At 67.4% G+C, this 21532-nt stretch carries 21 protein-coding genes; 13 read left to right on the top strand and 8 right to left on the bottom strand.

The features are described from left to right. Positions 1 to 22: 22 nt before the first annotated feature. The gene (locus tag MHX64_RS01640) at positions 23 to 460 is read right to left on the bottom strand and encodes a hypothetical protein (RefSeq protein ID WP_070476165.1); all 438 of its coding nucleotides are present in this window, start codon (positions 458 to 460) and stop codon (positions 23 to 25) included. Positions 461 to 615: 155 nt separating this feature from the next. Between MHX64_RS01640 and MHX64_RS01635 the strand changes: the two genes are divergently transcribed. Both MHX64_RS01635 and MHX64_RS01630 read left to right on the top strand, forming a co-directional pair. Continuing rightward, a complete protein-coding gene (locus MHX64_RS01635; protein ID WP_239356816.1) occupies positions 616 to 1029 on the top strand; it encodes an HAD family hydrolase in 414 nt (137 codons plus the stop codon). Beyond that, positions 1029 to 1532 carry a hypothetical protein gene (locus tag MHX64_RS01630; protein WP_239356815.1) on the top strand — a complete coding sequence of 168 codons (504 nt, stop codon included), beginning with the start codon at positions 1029 to 1031 and terminating at the stop codon, positions 1530 to 1532. The genes MHX64_RS01635 and MHX64_RS01630 overlap by 1 nt, the downstream gene beginning before the upstream one ends. On the opposite strand, the gene rsgA is transcribed toward MHX64_RS01630, so the two are convergent. Together rsgA and aroA are read right to left on the bottom strand one after the other, a co-directional pair. Further along, complete coding sequence (gene rsgA, locus MHX64_RS01625) at positions 1506 to 2531, bottom strand: ribosome small subunit-dependent GTPase A (RefSeq protein ID WP_239356814.1); 1026 nt, start codon at positions 2529 to 2531, stop codon at positions 1506 to 1508. The genes MHX64_RS01630 and rsgA overlap by 27 nt on opposite strands. Continuing rightward, on the bottom strand, positions 2531 to 3802 hold the full coding sequence (aroA, locus tag MHX64_RS01620) for a 3-phosphoshikimate 1-carboxyvinyltransferase (protein WP_239356813.1): 1272 nt from the start codon (positions 3800 to 3802) through the stop codon (positions 2531 to 2533). Before aroA ends, rsgA begins: the two co-directional genes overlap by 1 nt. Positions 3803 to 3824: 22 nt before the next feature. Between aroA and MHX64_RS01615 the strand changes: the two genes are divergently transcribed. After that, entirely contained in the window at positions 3825 to 4487 is a 663-nt protein-coding gene (locus MHX64_RS01615; RefSeq protein WP_239306753.1) for an SOS response-associated peptidase, read from the top strand. A 17-nt stretch (positions 4488 to 4504) separates the two neighbouring features. On the opposite strand, the gene ybaK is transcribed toward MHX64_RS01615, so the two are convergent. Then, a complete protein-coding gene (gene ybaK, locus MHX64_RS01610; protein ID WP_239356812.1) occupies positions 4505 to 4969 on the bottom strand; it encodes a Cys-tRNA(Pro) deacylase in 465 nt (154 codons plus the stop codon). 45 nt (positions 4970 to 5014) lie between these two features. Here ybaK and MHX64_RS01605 point away from each other — a divergent pair, with 45 nt between their 5' ends. The 3 genes from MHX64_RS01605 (at position 5015) to MHX64_RS01595 (ending at position 7806) form a co-directional block, all read left to right on the top strand. Further along, positions 5015 to 5653 carry a sigma-70 family RNA polymerase sigma factor gene (locus MHX64_RS01605; RefSeq protein ID WP_181889959.1) on the top strand — a complete coding sequence of 213 codons (639 nt, stop codon included), beginning with the start codon at positions 5015 to 5017 and terminating at the stop codon, positions 5651 to 5653. Next, complete coding sequence (locus MHX64_RS01600; protein WP_181889960.1) at positions 5653 to 5931, top strand: mycothiol system anti-sigma-R factor; 279 nt, start codon at positions 5653 to 5655, stop codon at positions 5929 to 5931. The genes MHX64_RS01605 and MHX64_RS01600 overlap by 1 nt, the downstream gene beginning before the upstream one ends. A 534-nt stretch (positions 5932 to 6465) precedes the next feature. Continuing rightward, positions 6466 to 7806, top strand: coding sequence for a hypothetical protein (locus MHX64_RS01595; RefSeq protein ID WP_239356811.1), 1341 nt, complete (start codon positions 6466 to 6468; stop codon positions 7804 to 7806). Between the two features lie 87 nt (positions 7807 to 7893). Here the strand turns inward: MHX64_RS01595 and MHX64_RS12035 are convergent, their stop codons facing one another. Together MHX64_RS12035 and MHX64_RS01590 are read right to left on the bottom strand one after the other, a co-directional pair. Beyond that, a complete protein-coding gene (locus MHX64_RS12035; RefSeq protein ID WP_095066802.1) occupies positions 7894 to 7968 on the bottom strand; it encodes a 50S ribosomal protein bL37 in 75 nt (24 codons plus the stop codon). 84 nt (positions 7969 to 8052) lie between these two features. Further along, positions 8053 to 8316: a WhiB family transcriptional regulator gene (locus MHX64_RS01590; RefSeq protein WP_034997533.1), complete on the bottom strand. Its 264-nt coding sequence runs from the start codon at positions 8314 to 8316 to the stop codon at positions 8053 to 8055. A gap of 455 nt (positions 8317 to 8771) precedes the next feature. Here MHX64_RS01590 and MHX64_RS01585 point away from each other — a divergent pair, with 455 nt between their 5' ends. Beyond that, on the top strand, positions 8772 to 9248 hold the full coding sequence (locus tag MHX64_RS01585; protein ID WP_239356810.1) for a hypothetical protein: 477 nt from the start codon (positions 8772 to 8774) through the stop codon (positions 9246 to 9248). A gap of 36 nt (positions 9249 to 9284) precedes the next feature. On the opposite strand, the gene MHX64_RS01580 is transcribed toward MHX64_RS01585, so the two are convergent. Together MHX64_RS01580 and MHX64_RS01575 are read right to left on the bottom strand one after the other, a co-directional pair. Next, positions 9285 to 10496: a hypothetical protein gene (locus MHX64_RS01580; RefSeq protein WP_239356809.1), complete on the bottom strand. Its 1212-nt coding sequence runs from the start codon at positions 10494 to 10496 to the stop codon at positions 9285 to 9287. Beyond that, a complete protein-coding gene (locus MHX64_RS01575; RefSeq protein ID WP_202032306.1) occupies positions 10493 to 11752 on the bottom strand; it encodes a DEAD/DEAH box helicase in 1260 nt (419 codons plus the stop codon). Before MHX64_RS01575 ends, MHX64_RS01580 begins: the two co-directional genes overlap by 4 nt. 102 nt (positions 11753 to 11854) lie before the next feature. On the opposite strand from MHX64_RS01575, the gene MHX64_RS01570 reads away from it, so the two are divergent. From MHX64_RS01570 to MHX64_RS01545, 6 genes are read left to right on the top strand one after another with little or no spacing between them, the layout of a single operon-like run. Further along, complete coding sequence (locus MHX64_RS01570; RefSeq protein ID WP_194560880.1) at positions 11855 to 12079, top strand: DUF3107 domain-containing protein; 225 nt, start codon at positions 11855 to 11857, stop codon at positions 12077 to 12079. Between the two features lie 11 nt (positions 12080 to 12090). After that, positions 12091 to 13272 (top strand): DUF3152 domain-containing protein, encoded by a 1182-nt coding sequence (locus MHX64_RS01565; protein WP_239356808.1) that lies wholly within the window; start codon positions 12091 to 12093, stop codon positions 13270 to 13272. A gap of 10 nt (positions 13273 to 13282) precedes the next feature. After that, on the top strand, positions 13283 to 14014 hold the full coding sequence (locus tag MHX64_RS01560) for a hypothetical protein (RefSeq protein ID WP_239356807.1): 732 nt from the start codon (positions 13283 to 13285) through the stop codon (positions 14012 to 14014). 17 nt (positions 14015 to 14031) lie between these two features. Then, the gene (locus tag MHX64_RS01555; RefSeq protein ID WP_239356806.1) at positions 14032 to 17154 is read left to right on the top strand and encodes an ATP-dependent DNA helicase; all 3123 of its coding nucleotides are present in this window, start codon (positions 14032 to 14034) and stop codon (positions 17152 to 17154) included. Further along, positions 17147 to 20458, top strand: a complete 3312-nt coding sequence (locus MHX64_RS01550) for an ATP-dependent helicase (protein WP_239356805.1) — start codon at positions 17147 to 17149, stop codon at positions 20456 to 20458. The genes MHX64_RS01555 and MHX64_RS01550 overlap by 8 nt, the downstream gene beginning before the upstream one ends. Then, on the top strand, positions 20455 to 21531 hold the full coding sequence (locus tag MHX64_RS01545; RefSeq protein WP_181889968.1) for a TrkA family potassium uptake protein: 1077 nt from the start codon (positions 20455 to 20457) through the stop codon (positions 21529 to 21531). The genes MHX64_RS01550 and MHX64_RS01545 overlap by 4 nt, the downstream gene beginning before the upstream one ends. Position 21532 lies beyond the last annotated feature (1 nt).

Here is a 21532-nt window from a genome sequence, read left to right as displayed (position 1 = left end):
TGCTTATCGACGAGCTGCCGCCTCACAGCACCTTGAAGGAGACCAGCTTGCCGTCGCAGATTTTCGCGGCGTAGGCCCTCCTGGTGCCGTCTTGAGTTTCGACGGTGCCGAAGAATTCACCGCCCTCGCGGGCGTGGCAGGTAACCACCTGGAGCCTGTCCGCCGCGGGGGCGGTGCTTGTCGGTGCGTTTGTTAGCGCCGCCGCGTGCTGGCGGGCGCGGATGTGGGCGCGCACCGCAGGCGCGAAGCGCCAGGCCATCATGGACGTGGCGCGGTGTTTGCTCAGCGCGGCGTTGAGCGCTTCCGCCACGACCGGTTCGACCTCGGCGGCAGCGTTCGGCGGCGGAGCCGCGGACCCGGAGTTGCGCGCTTGGATGAGCCGGCCGAGCACGGCTGGGCTCCGGTTCAGCTGCGGCACGAGCACTTGCACGTGCCGGTGCCCTGGGGCGGTGTAGTACATGGCGGGTGTCCTCCCTCAACTGAGCGGGAATGCGTAGCGGAGGGGGACGGGCGTGGCTCGGGGTAGGTAGTATTGTCCACGTTCGCAGCCGCCCGTGTAAAGGGTGTGCTCACTACAGTAGGCATCCGCGACGCAACCAACGAAAGAGGGAACCCTTGCAGGGCTTGATCATCGATTACGCAGGAGTGCTGGACACCGGTGCAGAGGACGAGCAGCGCTGGAAGACCCTCATTCAGGCGGTGAAGGCGAAGGACATTGCCGTGGGCATCCTCTCCAACGAGGAGGGCGACGGCGAGCTGGCGGAAAAGATCCGCGAGTGGGAGTTCGGCGGCGTAGTCGACGCTGTGGTGCTCTCCGGCGAGATCGGGGCGGAAAAGCCGGAGCGCGCCGCGTTCCAGGCCGCGGCCGACGCGATCGGGGTGGACCTGAACGATTGCGTGATGATCGACGACGACATCATGAACGTCCGCGCCGCGGTCGAGTACAACATGATCGGCATCCTGCACACCGCCATCGACCGCACCGCGGTGGAGATCCAGTCCCTGTTCGACGTCGAGGGCGAGTTCTAGTGCGCGTCTACATCCCCGCCACCTTCGGCATGCTCTCGGCGCTAGAGGACAACCGCCTGATCCACGCCCGCAACGGCTGGGCTTTCGCGGCCACCGAGGCGCTGCACGAGTTTTTCACCTCCGGCGACCAGGAGGAGATCGAGGCCGTGGCGTTCGACGACGCCGCGATGGCGTCCATCCGCCTTTTGGCCATCGGCGACGAGGAGCGCCACCCGCACCGCCGCGTGGTGGTCTCCGCGGACGTGCCGGATTCCCAGGCCACTCCGGATCCGGAGATGGGCGAGTCCGTGGTGAAGCTGTCCGCGCCAGTGAACCTCGAGGACATCGCGGCGATCCACGTGGACATCGCGGAGGCCGAGGAGGCCACCGCGAAGGCCATCGAGGTCATCGACGCCGCCGACCTGGGCGACGAGGACGCCGAGCTCGCCGTGGGCGACGCCCAGGACAACTACATGGCGTTCTACGACCCGAGCGAGCTACCGGTGCTCGTCGAGCTGCTTTAGCTCCCACTCGTTGTTGGAGTGCAGGGCAGCCAATAGGCCACGCACTGCCGCGGCCCGGCGGCCGACGGGGGAGGCCGGGTCCAGCTCGTCCCAGGCGCACTCCGGATCCGCCGGGGGACCCAAGTGCGTGCAGCCGCGGGGGCAGCGCTGCGCCGCCTCTTCCAAGTCCGGGAACACGTCCACGATTTCTTCGGGGGAGACGTGCGCCAGGCCGAAGGAGCGGATGCCGGGGGTGTCGATGATCCAGCCGCCGCCGGGGACCTCGAGGGCCACGGACTGGGTGGAGGTGTGCCGGCCCTTGCCCACGCCGGAGACCTCGCCGGTTTCACGGTCCGCGTCCGGCACGATGCGGTTGACCAAGGTGGACTTGCCCACGCCGGAGTGGCCGATGAGGGCGGAGACGTGCCCGTCGATAAGCTTGCGCAACTGCTCCACGCCGTCCTCGACGCCGGTGCGCAGCACCTCCACGCCCATGGCCTCGAGCTCGCGCTCGAAGTCGGAGGGGTCCGCGAGGTCGGTCTTGGTCACGCACACCACCGGAGTCACGCCGCCGACGAAGGCGGCGATTAGGGCGCGCTCGACAAAGCCGGTGCGCGGCGGCGGATCCGCGGCCGCGACCACGATGAGCATCAGCTGCGCGTTGGCGACGATGATGCGCTCATACGGGTCCGTGTCGTCCGCGGTGCGGCGCAGCACCGAGGTGCGCTCCTCGCGTTTGACGATGCGGGCGAGGGTGTCTTTCGCGCCCGAGGTGTCGCCGACCACGCCGACGCGGTCACCCACTTCGATGGAGGTGCGCTTGAGCTCGCGGGCGCGGGTGCACTGCAGGCGGGTGCCGGCATCATCGAGCACCACGCCCCAGCGGCCGCGGTCCTTGGCCACGACGAGGCCGAACTCGGCGTCGTCGTGCGTGGGGCGGTTCTTCGAGCGCGGGCGCGAGCCCTTGCCGGGGCGCACGCGCACGTCGGACTCGTCGTAATCGGCGAAGCTGCGGCCCATTACTGCGCCACCACCTCCGCCCACATGTCGGCGAACCCGGGCAGCGTCTTGGCGGTGGTCTCGATGTTTTCCACCTCGACACCGCCCACCACCAGGCCGATGATTGCGCCGGCGGTGGCCATGCGGTGGTCGTCGTAGGTGTGCCAGGCCCCGCCGCGCATCCGGGTCGGGGTGATGCGCAGCCCGTCGCCGAGCTCCTCGCAGTTTCCGCCCAGCCCGTTGATTTCGCGCGACAGCGCGGCCAGGCGGTCGGTTTCGTGGCCGCGCAGGTGGGCGATGCCGGTCAGCTCGCTCGGCGTGGTGGCGCAGGCGGCGATGGCGGCGACGGTGGGGGCGAGCTCGCCGATGTCGCTCATGTCGATGCGGATGCCGCGCAAGTTGCCGGCCTCCGGGCCGCGCACGCGCAGGGTGTGGCCGGCGCCGGCGGCCTCCAGCTCCACCTCGCAGCCCATGCGCTCCAGGATGGACTGCATGGTCGCGCCCGGCTGGGTGGTGGTCACCGGCCAGTGCGGGATGCGCACCTCGCCGCCGGTGACCGCCGCGGCGGCCAAAAACGGCGCGGCGTTGGACAGGTCCGGCTCGATCTCCCAGTGCGTGCCGCGGATTTCCTGCGGCTCCACGGACCAGGAGCTGGCGGTGGCCTGCACCTTCACGCCCGCGTCTTGCAGCATTGCCACCGTCATCTCGATGTGCGGCATCGACGGCAGGGTGCCGCCGGTGTGGCGGATCTGCACGCCGCGCTCGAACCGGGGCGCGGCGAGCAGCAGGCCGGAGACGAACTGGGAGGAGCCGGACGCGTCGATCTCCACCGGGCCGCCCTCGGCGCGGCCCGTGCCGTGGACGGTAAACGGCAGCGCGTCGCCCGCCACGGACACCCCCAAGGCGCGCAACGCGTCCAGGATGGTGGACATGGGGCGTTTGCGGGCGTGGGCGTCGCCGTCGAAAAGCACGGGCCCATCCGCGAACGCCGCGACGGGCGGCACGAACCGCATCACGGTGCCCGCCAGGCCGCAGTCGACCTCGGCGGAGCGCAGCTTGCCCGGGGAGACGCGGATGGTTTCGCCGTCGCGCTCGATGGCGGTGCCCATGGCGCGCAGCGCATCTTCCATCAGGTCCGTGTCGCGCGAGCGCAGCGCCCCGACGATGGTGGACGGGCCGGCCGCGAGCGCCGACAAAATGTAGGCGCGGTTGGTCATGGATTTGGACCCGGGCACCTTCTGCGTGTGGGTGATCGGGCTGGGGTGAAACGGCGCAGGCCACATTTCGGTCATGGAAGTCATGATAATGGAGGGCATGTGCGGACGATTCGTTCTTTTCACGTCAGGCGACGACCTTGTGCAGGAGGTGGCGGGCTTGCCCGGCATCGCGGAAGTTGAGGCCCCGGACGGCACCCCGCCGCCGCGCTACAACATCGCGCCCACCCAGCAGGTGCCGCTGATCAGGGTTGCGGAAAGTGCCGCGCGTATCGACGCCGCGCGGTGGGGTCTGCTGCCCACCTGGAAGAAGGACGAGACCGGCCCGCCGCTGTTCAACGCCCGGGGTGAAACGGTGGCCGAGAAGCCGTCCTTCCGCAGCGCGTTCAAGGCGCGGCGCGGGCTGATGGTGCTGGACGGCTACTACGAGTGGAAGCAGACGGAAAGCGGCAAGCAGCCGTACTTCGTGCGCCCGGAAGACGGCATGCTCTACGCCGCCGCACTGTGGGAGACGGGGCTGGATCGCCTCTCCACCACCATGGTCACCACGGAGGCCACGGAGAACATGGCGTGGCTGCACCACCGCCTGCCGCTGTTTTTGCGCGAAGACGAGATCCGCACCTGGGTCGACGGCACCCCGGACGAGGCGCTGGAGCTGGTGCATCCTTCGCGCGTGGCGGAGACCCTGGTGTGGAACGAGGCGGCCCAGGAAGTGGGCAACACCAGAAACGACTACGCCGAGCTGATGGGCGACGCCCGCTAAGGCCGCGGGCGCCGAAGCTACGGAGCACTGATTGGCGCGAACTCCGCCCTGGTCAGCTCCGCCAAGTCGCGCGGTGCGAGGCGGGCGGACAGGCCGCGCTGGCCGGCGGAGACGGTGACGGCGGGCAGGTCGGCCACGGAGGCGTCGATAAGCGTAGGCAGCGTGTGCATCGTGCCAAGCGGCGAGATGCCGCCGACGACGTAGCCGGTGGCGCGCTGCGCCTTGGCCGGATCCGCCATCTCCGCGCGCTTCCAGCCGAGCGCTTTCGCCGCGGCCTTTAAGGAAAGGTGCCCGGCCACCGGCACGCAGCAGATGGCAAGATCGCGCTCGTGGGCGACGACCAACGTCTTTAACACCGCGGCCGGATCCAAACCGAGCTCGGCCGCAGAATGCTCGCCGAAGTGGTCTTGGCTGGGGGAGTAGGTGAGCACCTCGTGGTCGGTGCCTTTCAGTGCCGTCAATGCGCGGGTTTTCTCGGCCATGGCCACAGGGTAGCGCGCGCAGAAGGTGGCCCTACAATGGCTCACATGCCCGAAACCGAGCCAGACGCAGGCGTGAGCGATGACCTGAAGGCGCGCTTCAACGAGGAAGCGATGCCGCTTTTGGACCAGCTGTACGGCGGCGCGCTGCGCATGACGCGCAACCCGCAGGACGCCGAGGACCTGGTGCAGGAGACCTATTTAAAGGCCTACAAAAACTTCGGCAGTTTCACCCCCGGCACCAACCTCAAGGCGTGGCTGTACCGGATTATGACGAACACGTACATCAACTCCTACCGCAAGAAGCAGCGCCGCCCGCTGGAAACCTCCGCGGACGAGGTGACGGACAACCAGCTTTACACCTCCAGCTCGCACGACTCCACAGGCCTGGAGTCCGCGGAGGTGGAGGCGCTGAAAGCCATGCCGAACTCGCGGATCTCGGAGGCGCTCAACGCGTTGAACGAGGACTACCGCATGGTGGTCTACTACGCGGATGTGGAGGGGATGGCCTACAAGGAGATCGCGGATGTGATGGACATTCCCATCGGCACCGTGATGAGCCGGCTGCACCGGGGAAGAAAACAGCTCCGCGGGATGTTGAAGGACGTGGCGAAGGAACGCGGCATCGGCCTCGATCACGCTGACATGGCGGATGCCGCCGGCAAACAGGACGCGAAGGAGAAGTAATGTCCACCGGACACACCCACACCGACGCTCACGGCTGCGACGCCACCCACCGTTTGTTGTGCGAGCTGTTCGATGCCGACACTGCGCCTGAGCGCCGCGAGGAAATCAAGAACGACCTGGCGTCCTGCCCGGAGTGCCTGGCCGTCGCCCAGTCTGAGCGCGACGTCCGCGCGATGGTGCGCGAGTGCTGCGGCCCCGCGAAGGCCCCGGAGCCGTTGCGCCAGCGCATCATCGCCTCCATTACTACGGTGAGCTACACCGAAGTCCGCTATAGATAAGGCCTCTGTTTCTCGCCCGCAGCCTGTAGGTTGCGGGCTTTTTGCTTTGCGACGGCCCCTTGCCGCCGTAGCGGGGGTAAAAAACGGGGGTAGTGGGGGTTTCCGGATTGCTGAACAATCTGTGGATCTTTGAACAATCCAGGGGGTTTCGGGGGTTCCTGAGGGAAAACCACCGAATCTGAGAGTGTATGAATTGTATGGTTAACCGGAACATGCAGGTAGACGCGAGATTAGTGAAATCTATGCAGAAAAACACCTTAACGTGCATAAAATGCAGCAATAGTGGATTGTTGAACCATCCGCGCGCGATTGCAGTTTGATCGTTGAACAATGCTGACGAAACGTCGGATCACGCGGGCAGATTGATGAACAATCCGCAGCTAGGAACGGGTGGAAACGTTGAACAATCCGGAAAGAATGTTCAACGATTTACGGAATTTTTCAGCCTTCGGCGAAGCGTTTTACCTGCGCATATTCGGTGCATAAACTCATGGATGTCACAAAGAGAAAAACACACACCAAGGAGTCACCGAGATGCGAGCAGCATTCCGAAACACCATCGCCGCAGCGGTTGCCGCAGCCATCGCCATCTCCGGCGCCGACGTCGCACACGCCGCCCAAGAGATCGAGCTCGCACCGGTGCTGACCAACACCGCCACCCTCGCCGACACCGACGGCGACGGCCTGCCGGACATCTGGGAAGAGCAAGGCGTCGTCCTCGCCGACGGCACGGAGATCCCCCTGCCGGATTGGGGCGCGGACCCCGAACGCCCGGATCTGTTCATGCAGCTGAACTGGATGTCGTCGGAATACGACACCTTGAAGTGCGACACCCGCGCGGCACGCGAGTGCGCTAGCCCCAACCGCACTTCTTACGCCCCGTCGACGCAGAGCCTAGACGACCTGGTGGACCTGTTTGCCGACCACGGCATTAGCCTGCACATCGATGCCGGCGAGCACTACACCAACATCCCCAATTACTCTGACGTCCACGGCGGCGAGACGCTGGAGTACCACGATTTCTACTTTGACCCGAGCGAGTTTGAGGCGTTCCAGCTCATCGACACCATTAACGAGCTGGGGGACCGCGCCAACATCTTCCGCCCCGGTGTGTTGGGCGACCGGACGCGCGCCGGCTCCAACGCCACGGGCCTGTCGCTGGTGGGCGATAACTCCTTCTACGTGTCCAACCCAGGCGGAATGGCAAACGCTGAGCAGGTGCGAAACACCATCCTGCACGAGTTCGGCCACACCCTGGGTCTGCGCCACTGGGGCGCACAAGAGTTCGTCCGCGACATCGTGGAAGGTTCCCCGATGCAGGCCGGCTACCAGTCGGTGATGAACTACGACCATCAGTTTGACTACTTCAACTACTCCGAGCAGGGCTACTTCGCCGACACCCCGGCAGGCAAGGTCTTCGTTCCGGCGGACTGGGACAAGCTCCAGATGGCCAACACCCGCATCGGCGCCTACGCCGAGTCCATCGGCGCCCGCGTTGACATCGCCGACAAGGCTGAGGTCGAGGAGATCGAGCAGCCAGAGGAGGTCGTCGAGGTTGAGAAGCCGGAGCCTGTCGAGGTTGCCGACGTGCACGAGATGGTCGAGCTGGTCCCGGCCGAGGAAATCGCCGACGAGCCGGCTGCCGAGGCCGAGGCTCAGCCGGGTGTCGTCCCCGCTAAGGCGGAGCAGCCGGTGAAGAACGAGCCGAAGGTCGAAGCGAAAGCCGAGGCCAAGGTCAAGGTTGACGTCAAGCCCGCCAAGGCTGAGGCTCCCAAGCAGGCTGACAGCCAGGTCAACATCGCGGCCATCATCGGCGGTGTCGTCGCAGCCCTGGCAGCCCTGGGCATCGGCGCAGCATTCCTCGCAATGCGCTAAGAGTAAGGCTGGCCGGTAGGTAGAAACCAACAAGCGGGCCCTTCCCGAAATGGGAAGGGCCCGCTTGCTACTTCGTTTTACCGCGCTTTAAGAGTTGGGGCGCTTACCGCGGTTCGCGCTCTTCTTACGACGGTCCTTGCGCTTGCGACCACGCTTGCTCATGGGGGCCTCCTTTGAATATGGGTACCGGTTACAGATGTTCCACTGTATAGCCCTGCACTGCTGGCAAGGTAATCCGGCGGAGTTTTACGCCGACAGGCGTGCGCGGTTGCGGGCGCGGGCCTTGTTGCGGCGCTTGAGCGCGCGGCGCTCCTCCTCGGACAGGCCGCCCCAGACGCCGGCGTCCTGGCCGGTCTCCAGTGCCCACTTCAGGCACTGGGAGGTGACGGGGCAGCGGTGGCAGACCAGCTTGGCCTGCGCGATCTGGCTCAGGGCCGGGCCGGAGTTGCCGACGGGGAAGAACAGTTCCGGGTCCTCGTCGCGGCAAATTGCTTCGTGGCGCCAATCCATGATGATGACTCTCCTTGTAGGTCGTGTGTGGTTAATCCATGTGCAATTACGTGCGCACCACAAACACCCGCATTTGGCGGATGCGTTGCAAACGAAGTTTGATTCCTAGTGCCGGGCGGAGTGTCCCGTTGGATGCGGGACCCGTCTTCCGGTTTACCGGGCGTTAACCCTGTGGTGGCTTAGGGTTAAGGGCTGTGTAACCAGCCCGTTGTTTTTGCTACCCGGAAATAATGGCATGTTCACCTACACCGCGCTAGGGGTGTGCGCCAAATTGTGACGGGAATCATAGAATCTAACACTGCTTTTCGTCGGCCGGGGTTGGATGCGGGGTGCGTCCGGAGGGCGTCGACAAGCAATGTGACCTGCAGAAAGGCTAGCACCCTTCGAGATAGGCTACCGTCAAATCGCGCAACGCAAGTGGGAGCGCAAGCCGGCGGGGCCTAGACTGCTTCGATGTGGAAACCAACAATAACCCCGCCCCGAATAGCCCCGAGGTTGCGCATGGAACCGTGCCGGCAGTGATGCGTTTCAGCGCAGTGGTGGTGCTTCTGCAGTGTGCCGCGATGTTCATCTACGCGGCTTCGCTGATCGTCTCCCAGTTCACCGAGCACACATCGACGCTGGAATCGGACTCCCCCGCAGCGAACTACGTCAACATCGGCACCGCGACGTTCCTTGCGATCATCTTCGGCTACATCGCCTACGCCGCGGTGAGCACGCTGAAAGGCAACCCCCGCGCCACCGGCGCGATCGTGCTGGTGGAAGCGATACTGGCGGGTGTGGCGGTGTACATGTTCCGCGGCGGCGTGCCGCTGCTGGGGGCGGCGACGCTTGCGTCTGCGGTGCTCGCGCTCATCGGCATCTTCCACCCGGCCACACGCGAGTACAACGAGGCGCGCTACGCGCAACGCAAAGCGCGGCGCTCACAGTAAAGCGCCGCGCTAGGGGGGGAGCATAAGGCCGATGGTTTAGGTGTTGGCCTTCATCACCACAACTTCGTCGCCGCGCTTTTCCACGACGGTGGCGCCGGCAGACGAGATGTGCACCGGACCGCTGTAGCCGCCGCGGTCGACCGGGATGATCTTGTCCACAGCGTTTTTATCCCAATCCACCACAGCGATGCCGCTGTCGGAGGCGTACAAAAGCTTCTCACCGGCGGCGAAGCCGGTGCCCAGCGCGCCCTGGAACACGCCCGTGACGGCGAGCGCTGCGGGCTCCATCAGCAGCAGGGAGTTGTTCTCCCAGTAGGTCATGTGGTGCGGCAGATCGGCCACGGGCAGGTTCTTGATAATGCCGTCCGGGCCCACCTCCGGGCTGTCCATCTGCGGCACGGACGAGGAGCTGATGTTGGTGCCCTCCTTGTCGTAACCGCGCACCTCGGAGGTGGTCGGGTCATAGACCGCGGCCGCGTCCTGGGAGATGGACACCAAATACGCGTCCGGGCTGATCTCCACGTCGGCGACAACTTCGGGCTTGCGCGAATCTTCCGGGGTGGCTTCCTGCAGGCGCAAATACGCGCCGTCGTCGCATATTTCGGTGACGGCCACAAGCTCCGTGCGGGTCAGCGCGGAGGTGATGGTGCACTCGTTGGGCTGCATGTCCGGCTCCTGCTTCGCCTCCACATAGCCGTATTCCACGGTGCGCACCAGGTCGGAGCGCCACACCTCGGCGCGCTGGGAGCTGGCGTAGCCCACCCGGTCGTTCGACGCCAAGCGCACCACGTTGTCCGGCGCGCTAGCCGAGCGGGTGCCGGCGTACTTGCCGGTCTTCGCGTCGATGGCAACCACGTCGCCGCAGCCCGCGTTGTCGCGGTAGGTGGCCACAACCTTGCCCCAGGCCTGGTCCACCAGGCACAGCTCGTTGGGACGCTCGTACGTCCACGCCGTCTCACCCTCCGGGGTAGTGGCGGTGAGCGTGTGGTCGTTGTACGTGATCACCATGCCGCTGGCCACCAGCGGCTGGTCGCGGCCGGACGTGTCCGGCAGGGAAAAGCCTTCGCTGAAAGACTTCGGCACCACGGCGAGTTGCCCGTAGTCCTGGTGTTCTTCCTGGGCAGAATCCAGGTGCGCGTCGCGCGCGGGGGCGGTGAAAAAGGCGGTGCCCAGCAGCAGCGCTGAGACACCTGCGATCACTCCGGTAGCGATCAGGTCGCCGCGGGTGCGACGCAGGGGAGAATTCATCGCCGTTTCCTTCCTGAGGCTCGTGCTGGGCGTGCCCCGAGCACTTTACGCGGGCGTCCCACTCGTGCTGTAGCTGAGTCCGGGATATCCAAGGTCTCGTGCAGCTCCGGCGAGGTGGAGAACCACTCCGGCAGCTCGCGGGCACCCAGCGACAGCTCGTCGTTAATCGCTTCCCACTTGCGCACCTCGTCGTAGCCCACCAGCGTGACAGCGGTGCCGTTCTTGCCGGCGCGGCCGGTGCGGCCGATGCGGTGCACGTACGTCATCGGGTCATCCGGAGTTTGGAAGTTGATCACGTGGGTGACGTCTTCGACGTCGATGCCGCGGGCGGCGACGTCGGTGGCGACGAGGATGTCGGCCGAGCTGCGTCGAAAAGCATCGAGCGCCGCCTCGCGCGCACGCTGGCCAAGATCGCCGTGGACCGCGGCGACGGTAAAGCCGCGCTGCGCGAGGTCTTCCGCAAGCTCCGCGGCGGAGCGCTTCGTGCGGGCGAAGATGATGGTGCGCCCGCGGCCGCGGGCCTGGAGGATGCGCGCGACCACTTCGGGCTTGTCCATGCGGTGGGACTTCAGCGCCACCTGGCGGGTGGTGTCGTGGGTGCGCGGGGCGTCGGCGGACTCGGCGCGGATGTGCACCGGCGTGTTCATCTTCGCGCGCGCAAGCGAAAGAATCGGACCCGGCATGGTGGCGGAAAACAGCATCGTCTGCGCGTCATCGCGCACCGCCGCCCAAAGTTTCTCAATGTCGGGCAAGAAGCCCATGTCCAGCATCTCGTCCGCCTCGTCGAGCACCAGAATCGCCACGGTGGATAGTGTGAGGTCGCCGCGCTCGTGCAGGTCAATCAGGCGCCCGGGCGTGCCGACGACCACGTCCACGCCCGCTTCCAGCGCCGCAATCTGGTCCTCGTACGGGCGGCCGCCGTAAATCGTGGTCACGCGCACCGGCGTCTCGGAGGCGGCGTAGGCGAGGTCGTCGCCGACCTGCACGGCGAGCTCGCGGGTGGGCACAATCACCAGCGCGCGCGGGGTGCCGTCGAGTTCGTCGATGTCGGCGTCGTCAAACACGCGGTCTAAGAGCGGGACACCGAAACCGAACGTCTTGCCCATGCCGGTGCGGGCTTGCCCGATGATGTCCCGGCCCGCCAGCGCGCGGGGCAGCGTGAGCTCCTGAATGGAAAAGGGGCGCACTATGCCGCGCTGCGCCAGCGCATCGGTGATTTCAGCGGCGACGCCCAGCTGAACAAACGTCGGCGGCAGCGATTTGTCGCCAGCCGGGGCGCCAGTTGAGGCGCGGTTGTGTTCACTCTCAGCTGAATAGGGCACGCGTTTATCTTAACTACAGGCCGTTACAATGGCGCCATGGATATCAAGATCGGTCTTGCAGACAGCCCCCGCGAACTGACGATCAAGCTGCCGGAGGGCCAGGACGACATCATCGCCACCGTTGAGCAGGCTATTGACGGTGGCCAGGCCACCTTGAAGGTGGAGGACGACAAGGGCCGCGTTTACCTCATCCGCACCGACCGCATTGTGTACGTGGAGCAGGGTACTGCCGCAGCCCGATCCGTCGGGTTCATGCGCTAAATTACGCATTTATGGCACAACGGCACGGCGCACATGAGCGGGACGCCCGCGGCGGCTCCACCGGGGGCGGCCACGGGGCGCACCGCCGCCCTGGCGATGGCGAATTCGGCGCCCGTGAAACCGGCGACGATGATTTCGGCGACTGGTTCGATAGCTGGGATCTCGAATCCGAAGATTCGGAGCCCGCGCGCCCGCGCCGCCGCAGTGACGAAAAGCGCACGCGCAAAAGCGCCAAGCTTCACGGTGCCTCATGGGGGCCCAAAACCTCCTCGAAGCACGCCGAGGCTGGTGATGGCAAGCTCGCCGCGTTTGCGCAGGAGTACGGCTGGCGTGCCTACGCCATCCCCGTGCTGGCCGTGATCACGGTCTTTGTGCTGATCAACATGTTCCAAAACCCGGAGGACCTGGCCGTTGGTTCCACCGCTTCCTCTGCTGAGGAGGAGGAATCCGCAGCGTCTTCGCCCGCGCAGCGCGAGGAAGACCCGGACGGCGGTGTGGAGCCGTTGGAGCCGGCGAAGATCGCCGAAGGCGAGTTTGATCCGCACAACTTGCCGCCGGGCGGGCCGTACACCACCACCGGAGCCGGCACCTTCTACGAAGTGGGTGCTCCAGGCATGATCGCAGGCGAAGGTACCGAGTTGGTGGTGCGCTTCGCCGTGGAGGTCGAGCATGGCATCGACACCTCGGGCTACGGCGGGGATGAGGCGTTTGCGCACATGGTTGACGCGACGTTGAGCGATCCGCGCGGTTGGATCAACGACCCGCGCTTCCGCTTCGAGCACGTCAGCGTCAACGACAACCCGTCGCTGAAAATCCGTCTGACCTCTTTGGACACCACGGCGGAGCTGTGCGGCGTGCAGATCGGCACCGAGACCAGCTGCCGCACCCGCATCACGGGCGAGGACACGGTGCTGCTCAATGAGTCGCGCTGGGTGCGAGGCGCCGTGCCGTTCCAGGGTGATCTGGGCAGCTACCGCCAGTACCTGATCAACCACGAGGTGGGACACGCCGTGGGCTTTGCGGAGCACGTGCCGTGCCCGGAGCCGAACGCGCTGGCGCCGATCATGATGCAGCAGACCTTAAGCCTGAACAATGCGCAGCTGCGGGAGATGAGCCCGGAGGACAATTACCCGGACAATCCGGACACCTGCCGGCCGAACCCGTGGCCCTACCCGCGCCCCGCGGCGCTGTAGGAGGCTGTAGGTGGCAGAGCAAGCGGCACAGCAGATCCCCGAACATGTGTTGTCGGCGTTCCAGCTCGACGGCCGCGCGGGCATCCCTTTAGGCCCGGAGTGGGACAACGGTGTGCGCTTCGGCCGGGTGGTGGTCTCCGAGGCCAGCGACACTGCGGCCTGGTCCGGCAAGGCCCGCGATCATGCCGGCGAGTTCGGGGCGGGCATCGCGGTGTCGCGCCCGGTGCGCGCCACTGACGGCCGCTTGGTCGTCGGTGGCTTCAAGGCCAGCGAGTTTGTTGAGGGCCAGGTGCGCGCGCGCATCGACGAGGCCGTGTCCGCCGCCCTGCGCTACGACGAGGCGATGGCCGGGGTCGAGGCGCCGGCGGCGGACCGCGGCGACGCGTTCGCTACGGCAGAGCGCGCGGTGTGGCGCGACTACACGCCGCAGCCAGACGACGTTGTGGCGCACATGGATTTTGCGTCCTGCCTGCTCTTTTCCGGGGATATGGTGCCGACGTTGACGGACCTTGTGCCGTCTTCAGGCAAACGCCCCCGCGGCTTTACCGCGGCGCTGGTGATTGTGGACGGGCTGTTGGCGAAGGCCTGCGATGCTGCCGTGCTGGACCGGTGGGCGCACGTGCCGGGGCTGCGGGGGCTGGCGCGGCGCGCGCTGGAGTACCGCCTGGCCTGCGCGAGAGCTGCAGGTTCGGACATACGTTCGATAGCTGAGGGGGTTGGTCGGGCGCTCGTGTCGGAGTGAGTGACACAATCAACGGCATGACTTCCACCAGACCCTCTCCCGTGCCCCCGGCCGCACTCGAGCCGAAGGCCTACCTCGTGCCACGCACACGACCGGACACGCGGCGCGAATGGCCGGTTGAGCTGCCCCAGCAAGGCCTGTACAAGGTCACCGGTGAGCCGGGTTCCGGGGTGTCGAGCTTCCTGCTGGACACCGCCGCGGCCGCGATGCGCAGGCACGCGGGCAGCGAGGCGGAACACGGTCCGGGCGGGGTACTGGTGCTTACCGATTCGAAGGAGACCGGCGCGAGGCTGCGCGCGGAGCTGGCGGACACGCTGGCCGCTTCCGGGTTTGTCTCCGACGAACCGGTGGTGCGCTCCGTGCACTCGCTCGCGTTCGCGCTGGTGCGACAGCAGATGGACGAGGAGCTGCGGTTGATCTCCGGCGCGGAGCAGGACGCGGTGATCCGCCAGCTGCTGCAGGGCCACGCCGAAGACGGCGGCGGCACCTGGCCCGCGGAGCTGCGCCCGGCGCTTCCCATGGTCGGTTTTGCGCGGCAGTTGAGGGACTTTCTGCTGCGCGCCATTGAGCGCGGCCTGGGCCCGGAGGACCTGGTGGAGCTGGGCCAGCGCCACGGCATTGGCATCTGGTCCGCCTCGGGCGACTTCTTGCGGGAGTACCAGCAGGTGATGGCGCTGTCCGGCGCGCACCGCCTCTCGGCATCCGAGCTGATTGCGGCCGCCTTGGAGGTGGAGCTGCCGCGCACGTGGCACACCGTGATTGTGGACGACGCGCAGCACCTGGCGCCGGCATCCGCGGCGCTGGTGCAACGGCTGCTGGAGCAGGCGGACCTCGGCGTCGTCGGCGGGGATCTGGAGCAGTCCGTGTTCCACTTCCGCGGCGCCTCCCCGGCGTTTTTCAAGGACCTCGGCGGATTGGAGCACGAGGTGATCGACCTCGGCGCCACCCGCAGGACGCCTGTGCGGTCCGCCGCGATCGCAAATTCCAGCGCGGCCGAGCTGTCGCTCGTGGCGGACACGCTTCGCCGCGCCCACCTGGAGGAGGGCGTGGCCTACCGCGACATGGCGGTGGTGGTGCGCTCCACGCCGCTGCTTGAGCCGATGCGGCGCGCGCTGCTGCGCGCCGGGGTGCCGGTTTCGCTCAACCCCACCGACCTGGTGCTGGGGGAGCAGCGCATTGTGTCGGCCCTGCTGCTCGGAGTGCGCGCGCTGTACGAGGAACTTTCGGCCACCGAGTGGCGCGACCTGCTGCTCAGCCCGGTCGGCGGCGCAGACCCGGTGACGCTGCGCAGGCTGTTGCGCGGCCTGCGCCGCTGGTCGCCGGAGACCCGCGCGGAGGAAAGCCTGCGCGAGCTTTTGGCCACCCCGACCGCGCTCCCGGACTTCGGCACCGTGCTCACGGACCGCGAGCTGGACATCCTGCACCGAGTGCGCGACGTGCTCGACGCCGGGCGCAGCGCGCTTGCAGGCGGCGGCACGGTGGAGGAAGTGCTGTGGGCGCTCTGGCACGCCACGGGGCTGTCCAACCGGCTGCTGGCGTCCGCGCTGCGCGGCGGCGCCACCGGCTCGCAGGCGGACCGGGACCTCGACGCCGTGATGGCGCTGTTTGACGCCGCGGGCGACCACACGGAGCGCAGGCCCAGCGCGGGCATCGAATCCTTCGTCGCGTCCATCACCGAGCAGGAGCTGCCCACCGGCGTGCGCGACCGCCGCAACGCCACCCCGGACGCCGCAGCACTGCTCACCGCCCACGGAGCGGTTGGCCGCGAGTTCCGCCACGTGGTCGTGGCGGGCGTGCAGGAGCTGACGTGGCCGAGCCTGGGGGAGACCGGGTCGCTGTTCCGCCAGGAAGACCTGGTGGACCTCATCGACAAGGACGTGGACCCCGGTGTGCCCGTTTCCCACATCAACGAGCGGTTGGTGGAGGAGCGCCGCCTGTTCACGGTGGCGACCAGCCGCGCCACGGAGCAGCTGTTGGTCACCGCCGTAGAAAGCGACGACGGCGAGGAAGTGGAGCAGCGCTCGCGTTTCGTGGAGGAGTTCTGCCGCGACTTCAAGGTGCAGCCGCGCGAGGTGCGCATCGCGGGCACGTCTGTGGATGCCGCCCGGATCGTCGGCCAGAGTGCGGGCGCTGCCGCTGGGGCCGAGGACGGAAGCACAGTGGTGCGCGTGCTCGCGCACGACGACCTGATCGCCGAGTTCCGCCGTGTGCTGACAGACCCTGCATCCACAGAGGCGCAGCGCAGCCAGGCGTCGCGCCAACTCGCGCGCTTGACGGCCGCCGGCGTGCTGGGCGCGGATCCGGAGCAGTGGTGGACGACCACGGAGCCGTCCACAAGCGCGCCGCTCGACGTCTCGCCGGCGCTTTCGCCGTCGCGGGTGGAGAAGCTGCTCGCATGCCCCATGCAGGCGGTGCTGGAGCGGATGTCCGGCCTGGATGAATCGCTAGACATGATCTACGGCGCCATGGCGCACGCCTACTTCGAAGCGCTGGGCAACGGCATGGATGCCACCGAGGCGCTGGATGCGACCGTGGCGGCGCGCCGGGCCGCGGATAACGCCCCGGAATGGAAGGTCGAGCGCGACATCGCGGACTTTCGGGCCATGCTCGAGCGCACGCACGGCTGGCTGCAGGCCAGCCGCGGGGCGTTCGAACAGGTTGCGGTGGAAGCTGACGTGAACGTCCAGGTCAGCGACAATGTGCGCATCCGCGGCAGGTTGGACCGCCTCGAGCGCGACAGCGGCGGAGCGGTGCACATTGTGGACCTGAAAACTGGCGCGTATCCGCCGACCGTGGACGCCACCGCGGACAACCCCCAGCTGGCCACCTACCAGCTGGCGCTGGCGCATGGCGAGTTCGACGGCGGCAAGGTGGTCACCGCTCGCGACGGCGCAGACGCGCTTTCGGTGGGCGGGGCGGTGCTGGTGTTCCCGAACGCCGACAAGACCAAACTGAGCACCCGCGAACAGGCGGCGAAAACCAGCGAAGAGCTCGCCGCGCTCGCCGTCGCGCTCGACGGGCTGACCGAGGAAACCGCAGGACCGACGTTGCTCGCCGTGGTCGGCCCGCAGTGCGACCGCTGCGCTGTGCGAGCGCTGTGCCCGATCCAGCCGGAAGGAGCGACGATCCACCATGTCTAACCCCACCCCGATGTCTCCCGTGCTTCTGTCGCGCTACCTGGGGCAGCAATACCCGCCGACAGACCAGCAAGCCGCCGTGATCGGCGCGGAGCCCGGCCCGCTGCTGGTGGTCGCCGGCGCAGGTGCGGGCAAAACCGAAACCATGGCCGCGCGCGTGGTGTGGCTCGTGGCCAACGGCTACGCCCGGCCGGACGAAGTTTTGGGCCTGACGTTTACCCGCAAGGCCGCCCAGGAGATGGGCAAGCGCATCCGGGACCGGCTGGGCTCGCTCGCGGCCAACACCGACCTGGTGCGCCGCCTCGACCCGTCCGGCGAGCTGGCGAAGAACCTGGAGGTGATCGCGCCTTCGGTGTCCACCTACGACTCTTACGCCGGCGAGCTGATCCGAGAGTACGGCCTTTTGGTGCCGGTGGAGCCGGACGCCCGGCTGATCACGGATGCGGAGCTGCACGCCATCGCCACAGACGTGGTGGTCAACTACTCCGGTGGGCTGATCACGGAGTTGGGCTCCAACCCGTCGCTGTCCACCGTGGTGGAGGACCTGCTCGCGCTGACCACCGCAATGGGCAACGAGCTGGCCTCGCCCGAGTGGGTGCGCGAGCACGCGCACGACTTCCTCGCAGAAACTGAGTCCTACCCCATGGCCCCGCGCGCCCGCGTGGAGTTCACCCAGGTGCTAACGAAATGGCGTTCCAAGCAGGAAATGCGCGTGAACATGCTGCCGCTGGTGGAGGAGCTGGCGGCGGAGCTGCGCCGCCGCGGCGTGGTCACCTTCAACGAGCAGATGTCCGTGGCAGCAAAGCTGGCGCGCGACCACCAGACGGTGGGGGAGTCGCAGCGCTCCCGTTACCGCGTGGTCATGCTGGACGAGTACCAGGACACCTCGCACGCGCAGCGCGTGCTGTTGCGCAGCCTGTTCGGCGAGGGCGCGGACCCGTCGATGACGGTGACCGCAGTGGGCGACCCGATGCAGGCGATCTACGGCTGGCGCGGCGCGACCGCCGCCAACCTGGCCGCGTTCGTGGAGGATTTCCCGTCGCCCGAAGGTCCGGCGCCGAAGAAGCAGCTGACCACCTCCTGGCGCAACCCGCCTGAGGTGCTGGACCTGGCCAACGGCGTTTCCGACGCGGTGCTGGGCACTGCCGAGGACAGGGCGGTGGCCGCGTTGCAGGCGCGGCCGGCCGCGGATACGGGTGATGTGACCCTGGGCTTCTTCCCGGACCAGGACGCGGAAATCGCCTACGTGGCGGACGCGCTTGCGCAGGAATACCAGGCGGCCGCGCAGGAAGGACGCGCGCTTTCCGCAGCCGCGCTGGTGCGCAAGAACCGCCACTCGCCGGTTTTGGCGGCGGCGCTGGAGGAGCGCGGGGTGCCCTACGAAATCGTGGGCCTTGCAGGGCTTCTCGACGTCCCGGAGGTTGCCGACACCGTCGCCATCGCCACGATGCTGGTGCGCCCGGACGACACCGCCGCCGCGCTGCGCGTCCTCGGCGGACCCGCCGTGGGCCTGGGACTGGCTGACCTTAAAGCGCTGGCGTCGCGCGCGAGCAACCTGCACGGCTCGGGCGTTGATGCCCCGCCGGAGGCCGCCCCGGCGGACGCGGCGGAGCACCTGCACGCCCAGCTGGAAGAGCTCGTGGCCCGCGCCGCAGAGATCTCCGCCAGCTCCGACAAACCCGAGGGACTCACCGACGCCCTGGCAGACCTGGGCGAGCCGGAGCGCTACAGCGAGGAAGGCCTCGCGCGCATGCGGGACACCGCGGCGAAGCTGCGCTGGCTGCGCACCCACAGCCTGGGCAAGCGCTTAAGCGACCTGTTCGCCGACATCATCCACGTCTTCGGCATCCGCACCGAAGTGCTCGCCCGCGGCTCCGCCACGGGTGCGGTGCACCTGGACCGCCTGCTTGAGGAGGTTGCCGCGTACCCGGGCGCGAGCCTGGACGGGCTGCTGCACTTCTTCGAGCTCGCCCGCAGCTTCGAGGACGGCTTGGCCCCGGGATCGGTGGCGGTGAAGGAGGACCGGGTGCAGATCCTCACCGCGCACAAGGCCAAGGGCCTGGAGTGGGACACCGTGGCGGTGCTGCACGCGGACGCGGCGACGTACAAATCCAAGACGGAAACCTTCCTCACCTTCCCGCGCTTCCTGCCGCCGGAAACGTTCGGCGACCCGGATGTCTACCCGGTCTTCGCGGACGTGGAGAACCGCTCGGACTTTGAGAAGGCCGGCAAAGCCTGGCTCAAAGAGGTCGCCGGGGATCTGGCCGAGGAAGCCGCCCGGTTGTTCTATGTGGCGGTGACCCGCTCCGGGAAGAAACTCATTGTCACCGGCTCGCGCCGCCGCGAAGGTGTGGCACGCGAGGCAGAGCCCTACGAGCACTTTGCCGCCATGCGCGAACGCGTGCCGGAGGAGTGCGTGGTGGTCTGGGACGAAGGCACCGCGCCCGAGGAAGACACGGAAGAGGCCACGCAGGAGGCGGCAGCGCCGGAGTCCGGCCGCTGGCCCCACTACGCGCCCACGCCGCGCGACATCGCGGCCGCCGAAGCGGTCCGTACCGCCATGGATACGCTGCCGGACTACGCCGAAGGCGAGCTGTTCTCGCTCTGGGAGCGCGACGCCACAGCCTTGATTGAGGAGCACGGCGCCGCCCAGGCCGCGGACGTGCCGGTGGTCATGCCGGGCGAGCTCACCGCCTCCGACGTGGTGGCGCTGAAGGCAGACCCGGAGCAGTTCGCCCGCCGCGCCCGCCGCCCCGTGCCGTTCAAGCCGAACACCTACGCCAAGCGCGGCACCGCGTTCCACGAGTGGCTGGAGCAGTTCTACGGAGCGCGCCCACTGTTGACAGAAGACGAGCTGCCGGGCAACGACGAGGCAGAAGTGGACCGCGCCGTCCTGGAGCGGCTGAAGCGCAACTTTGAGGCCAGCGAGTGGGCCGGGCGCACGCCCGAGTACGTCGAGCACCCCTTCGAGCTGGCACTGGGCGATTCTGTCGTGCGCGGGCGCATGGACGCCGTGTTCGCCGACGATGACGGTTGGGTCGTGGTGGACTGGAAGACTGGCGAAAAGCCAGGCCGCGACGCGATGGAATCGGCCCAGCTGCAGCTTTCGGTCTACCGCGAGGCGTGGCGCCGGATCGCACGTGACGGCAAGCCGGTGCGGGCGGTATTTTTCTACGTGCGCACGGGCGAGACGTTCGCGCCGCGCGCCTTGCCGGATCTTGACCAGCTCGAGACAATGCTCGGAGGCGCGGGCACCGGCACGCCCGGCGAAGACATTGCACTAGAAAGCGAGGAGCGGCAGGGATGAAGCTTCGGAGCCTGTTGTCGCTGCGCGCAGACGCGACCAACCTCACCGAGATCCCGGTGCACAGCTTGCTGGACGTTGTGAACATCCCCACGGCGGCGCGCGCCACCCCGTGGTCGCTGATCGCGCGCCGCTTCTTCTACGCGTTGCTGCTCATCGTCGCCGTCGCGTTCGTGGCGTACTTGGACAGGGACGGCTACTCCGAACCTTTGACGTTCATCGACGCGCTGTATTACTCCGCGGTGACGCTGTCCACCACGGGCTACGGCGACATCACGCCGGTGACGCAGTCCGCCCGCCTGATTAACATTTTTCTGATCACCCCGGCCCGCGTGGCCTTCCTGATGCTCCTGGTCGGCACCACCTTGTCGGTGCTCACGGAGGATTCCCGCAAGACACTCCAGATCCAACAGTGGAGGAATAGCGTGCGTAACCACACTATTGTCATCGGCTACGGCACCAAGGGCCGTTCCGCAATCGACGCCCTGATCGCCGGCGGCGCGTCGCCGTCCTCGATCGTGGTCATCGACCCGGACCCGGCCGCACTCACCGTCGCCGAGAAGCGCGGGCTGATCACCGTCCACGGCAACGGCACGAAGTCGGACGTGCTGCGCGTGGCCGCCATCAGCCGCGCGCGGTCTGTGATCGTGGCGCCGTCGTCGGACGACACCGCCGTGCTGATCACTCTGTCGGTGCGCGAGATGGCGCCGAGCGCGATGATCGTGGCCAGCGTGCGCGAAGGCGAGAACCAGCACTTGCTCATGCAGTCCGGTGCGGACTCGGTGATCGTCTCCTCCGAAACCGCGGGCCGCCTGCTCGGCATCGCCACCGTGACCCCGCCGGTGGTGGAGATGATGGAAGACCTGCTCAGCCCGGACGAGGGCTTCGCGGTTGCGGAGCGCCCGATCGCGGACGACGAGGTCGGCGCGAACCCCCGCCACCTCGCCGACATCGTGCTGGGCGTGGTGCGCTCCGGCGAGCTCTACCGCATCGATTCCCCCGAGGCGGAGACGGTCGAGCCGGGCGATCGCCTGCTGTACGTGCGCATGAACGGCGCGATCACCAACCGGGATTAAC

The organism is Corynebacterium sp. ACRPZ (assembly GCF_022346205.1).
Lineage (GTDB): Bacteria > Actinomycetota > Actinomycetes > Mycobacteriales > Mycobacteriaceae > Corynebacterium > Corynebacterium lehmanniae.
Note: the sequence above shows the minus strand (reverse complement) of the source record. Positions and strands in the feature narration are given on the sequence as shown.